The 4,340-nt window shown below is 53.5% G+C and carries 4 protein-coding genes; 3 read left to right on the plus strand and 1 reads right to left on the minus strand.

Annotation, left to right across the window (positions count from 1 at the left end; genetic code table 11):
- The 3 genes from ACP5SG_RS09415 to ACP5SG_RS09425 all read left to right on the plus strand — a co-directional run.
- Positions 1-1,074: chloride channel protein (locus ACP5SG_RS09415; protein ID WP_428123977.1), on the plus strand; the 1,074-nt coding region annotated here is incomplete at its 5' end.
- 26 nt (positions 1,075-1,100) lie between these two features.
- Positions 1,101-2,894: a phosphoribosylamine--glycine ligase gene (gene purD / locus ACP5SG_RS09420; protein ID WP_237888019.1), complete on the plus strand. Its 1,794-nt coding sequence runs from the start codon at positions 1,101-1,103 to the stop codon at positions 2,892-2,894.
- On the plus strand, positions 2,891-3,520 hold the full coding sequence (locus tag ACP5SG_RS09425; RefSeq protein WP_428123983.1) for an L-threonylcarbamoyladenylate synthase: 630 nt from the start codon (positions 2,891-2,893) through the stop codon (positions 3,518-3,520). Before purD ends, ACP5SG_RS09425 begins: the two co-directional genes overlap by 4 nt.
- Here the strand turns inward: ACP5SG_RS09425 and ACP5SG_RS09430 are convergent.
- A complete protein-coding gene (locus ACP5SG_RS09430; protein WP_237888024.1) occupies positions 3,471-4,229 on the minus strand; it encodes an ATP-binding protein in 759 nt (252 codons plus the stop codon). The two genes, ACP5SG_RS09425 and ACP5SG_RS09430, sit on opposite strands and share 50 nt — an antisense overlap.
- Positions 4,230-4,340 lie beyond the last annotated feature (111 nt).

Here is a 4,340-nt window from a genome sequence, read left to right on the forward strand (position 1 = left end):
CTGCTGTTTGCCATATTGGCCGCAAAGCTTATCGTTACACCTATGAGCATAGCAAGTGGTTTTCAAGGTGGACTATTTGCACCGGCCTTGTTTATCGGTGCAATACTCGGGGCGGCATATGGTTCGGTAGCGGATAGTCTCTTTCCGACCCTATTCATAGATCCATCCTCCTTTGCGATGATAGGCATGGCAGCGCTTCTTGCAGGCGCGGTACATGCCCCCCTGACCGCCATCCTACTTATCTTTGAGATGACCAAAGATTATACTGTGATGCCACCGCTGATGCTTGCTGTCGCCGTGAGTTTTTTTGTATCAAGGCGTCTGCAGCGGGATTCGATTTATTTTTACGCCTTTGCAAGGCGGGGGATCCGCATAGAGCATGGCAGGGATGTGGAGGTGTTGGAAGGGCTTACCGTCTCCCAGATCATGAAACGCGAGATAGAAGTGCTTCATGAAAGCGATTCACTTGCAGCCGCTTCAAATACCTTTATGCGTTTGCGAACTCATAGTCTTCCTGTGGTCGATTCCGACGGCTGGCTTGTCGGTATCTTTACAATGCAGGATCTGGACAGGGCGTATGGCGAGGGCAAAAAGAACGTGGGTGAGGCGTGTACAAGGGAACTGTTGGTAACTTATCCCGAAGAGACCTCGGCAGAGGCACTTAGAAAGATGGGGATTAGGGATATAGGTATGCTTCCGGTGGTCGAAAAGGGCAATCGCCGGCGTATTATAGGCCTCTTGCAGCGGGACGACATCATTCGGGCCTATAACGTTGCTCTTACCTTGAGGGCGGAGGGGCGGCATCATATGCAACAGATAAGGCTCGGGGCAGTAAGCGGCGCTACCGTCAGGGAGTTTGTCGTGAGGCCTGGATCTTCTTGTGCAGGAAAGAAGATCAGCGAGGTAGCCTGGCCAGGGGACGCCCTTGTGGTCTCCATAAGGAGGGGGCACAGGCTCATAATACCCCATGGCGAGACTGTGCTCCAGGGTGATGACGTCATTGTGGTGGTGACAAAGGATTCCTGGACCGATGAGCCACAAGGCCAGGTTGATATGTCCATGCCTTGTCGATAGTTTTTTTATTTTATCAAGGAGGTCTCATGAGCAGGAATAAGAATAATAAGGTGCTGGTGATCGGAAGTGGGGGCAGAGAACATGCCATTGTCTGGAAACTTGTCCAGAGCCCAGGGGTCCAGGAGGTATTTTGCGCCCCAGGCAATGCGGGTATCAGCCGGCATGCGACATGTGTCCCCATAAAGTCATCTGATATTGACGGCCTGCTGGATTTTGCCAAAAGGGAAGGGATAGACCTTACGGTGGTAGGTCCTGAGGCGCCGCTTGCCTGCGGGATCGTGGACAGGTTCAAGGCTGAGGGGCTTTCCATATTCGGTCCGTCAAGGCTTGCAGCCGAGATAGAGGCAAGCAAGGTCTTTGCAAAGGACATGCTCAGGCGGTTCGGTATACCTACCGGCGCCTATAAGGTCTTTAGCGAGCCGGGAGAGGCGGTGCGGTTTATAGAAAGGGAGATGGGAGTCCCCGTTGTCCTCAAGGCCGATGGCCTGGCCGCTGGAAAAGGCGTAGTAATAGCGAAGACTATCGATGAGGCCAAAGATGCGGTTTCGCTTATCTTGGAAGAGAAGGCCTTTGGCGAGGCGGGTGCCAGGCTGCTGGTAGAGGAGTTTCTTGATGGTGAGGAGGCCTCGTTTATGGTCGTAACCGACGGAAAGACCGTGATACCCCTTGCCACGTCGCAGGACCACAAGGCCGTATTTGATCGGGATCAAGGGCCTAATACAGGCGGCATGGGGGCATATTCCCCGGCCCCCGTCATAGATGAGCGGCTCTTCAATAGGATTATGGACAGGATTATGCTTCCGACCGTTAAGGCGATGGAGTCACTAGGAAGGCTGTTCATGGGCGTACTATATGCAGGGCTTATGATAAAGGATGGTGATGCAAAGGTCCTTGAGTTCAATTGCCGTTTCGGCGATCCTGAGGCCCAGCCCATACTTATGCGCATGAAGACCGACCTCTTTGAGCTGCTTATGGCTGCTGTAGACGGCAGGCTTGATGAAATGAGGCCTGAGTGGGATCCTAGGCCGGCGGTAACCGTAGTTATGGCTTCGAAGGGATATCCAGGCCGTTATGAGACAGGTAAGGTTATCGATGGGATAGAAGAGGCCGAAACCTTGGGAGATGTAAAGGTTTTTCATGCCGGCACAGCTGTAAAGGACGGCCGTCTGGTCACTTCGGGTGGCAGGGTCTTGGGCGTCACTGCCTTGGGTGAGACCATACCCAAGGCAGTGGAGACTGTCTATGAGGCTGTTGCCAAAATTAGTTGGGACGGTATGCATTATCGCCGTGACATAGGGCAGAAGGCCTTCAGACACCTAAAGGCCCGGGCAAGATCTGCAAGGGTGGCTGTTGTAATGGGGAGCAAGAGCGACATGGAGGTTATGCATAAGGCATCAGAGATATTAGAGGAATTCGGGGTTTCTTGTGAGACGATGGTCCTTTCTGCACACAGGAGCCCTGAACTTGCAGCCGGATACGCAAAAGGTGCGGCTGAAAGGGGTATCGAGGTGATAATCGCTGGGGCTGGTATGGCTGCGCACCTGGCCGGGGCTATGGCAGCGCACACAGTACTTCCAGTGATCGGCGTTCCCTTGGACGGTTCGCCTCTTAACGGCTTGGATTCCTTGCTTTCCACGGTCCAGATGCCGCCTGGTATACCTGTGGCTACCGTGTCCATAGGTAAGGCAGGGGCCAAGAACGCTGCGTATTTGGCCCTTCAGATACTTGCTCTTAAGGATCATGGATTAAGGGCGGCCCTAGAGGCTTTTCGAAAGAGGCAGGCAGATGAAATAAAAGGATTAAACAGGGAGGCGTATTGAAAGAGGCTGATTTGACAGGCTCCGATCTGGATCGGGCCGTATCAGAGGCTGCGAAGGTCCTTCGCGCAGGCGGGGTTGTAGCCTATCCGACTGAGACCAGCTATGGTCTTGGTGCGGTTATAGATTGCAAAGGCGCATTGTCCCGGATCTTTGAGATCAAGGCCAGGAGAAAAGACAAACCACTGTTGGTGATAATCGGTGATCCTGCCTTTTTGAGTGAACTGGCCGCTTGTGTGCCAGACCAGGCAAAAATGCTTATGGAGCGGTTTTGGCCCGGACCGCTCACCATCCTTTTTCCTGCAAAGGCTGGTCTGCCGTGGCCTTTATGCGGACAGACAGGGAAGATAGGTTTGCGTATCTCCAGCCACCATGTGGCCAGGGCCTTGGTCAATGAGGTTGGAAGGCCTGTAACAGCTACAAGTGCCAATCGTTCAGGTCTTATTGCAGCAAGGACCGCTCAAGAGGTGGCCGAATATTTGATCGATCCGGCCCCTGATTATATACTCGATGGCGGTCCAAGTCCAGGTGGACCGCCATCGAGTATAGTGGACGTGACGGTCAATCCCCCGGCTATCATCAGGGAAGGGGCGATAGGAGCGGAAGATATTCTGGCCTTATGCGGGTAAGCGCCTTGGCGATGTTGCCCCTTGCATGGCGGTTCAATCGATAGAAGTTTTCAAGCAGTCCCTTAATCTCTTCCCGTCTGGTCCTTCCAGAGGAAGGGCAGGCATTTTTTGTAATTGGCAGTCCTAATTCGCGTGAAAGGCGTTCGATCTGCCCCTTATTGACCAATGCCAGAGGTCTGATGATAGTGATCAGCCCTCCAAACATCTCCTGTCTCGGCACATGCGTGCTCATTTCGCCAATGAAGCTTAGGTTGATGAAGAATGTTTCTATCATGTCATCCAGATTGTGACCTAGCGCAATCTTGTTGTAGCCGAATCTTGCAGCGAGTTCAAAAAGACGCTTGCGTCTTAGCATGGAGCAGATGAAGCATGGGCTTTTGCCGCGGTTTCCAGGACTGTGGGCATATATGCCGAAACCTGTCTCTTCGATATGGTATGAAAGCCCATTCTCGGAGAGGTAGCGCCACAATGTCTCGACTGTCCCGCCACCAAAGCCCATATCCAGATGTACCGGCAGGATTTCATAGGAGATAGGAGCCTTTTTGAGCCAGTTCCTTAGAAACCACAGGGTAAGCAGACTGTCTGATCCACCTGACAGGGCGACCATGATGCGATCCCCTTGATGGAGAAGACCGTATCCATGGATGGCCTTGCCTACTAGTCGGTTTACTCGGAGAAAGTAGGATGACTTTTCTGTCTTACCAGTCACCTGAGGCACCTCCGCCGCCGAACCCGCCCCCACCGCCTGAAAATCCGCCCCCCCCAAGTCCGCCGCCTCTCAGTCCGCCGCCGAACCCGCCCCCACCGCCAAAGCCTCCAG

Source organism: Dissulfurimicrobium sp., assembly GCF_049968175.1.
Taxonomy (GTDB): domain Bacteria; phylum Desulfobacterota; class Dissulfuribacteria; order Dissulfuribacterales; family Sh68; genus Dissulfurimicrobium; species Dissulfurimicrobium hydrothermale.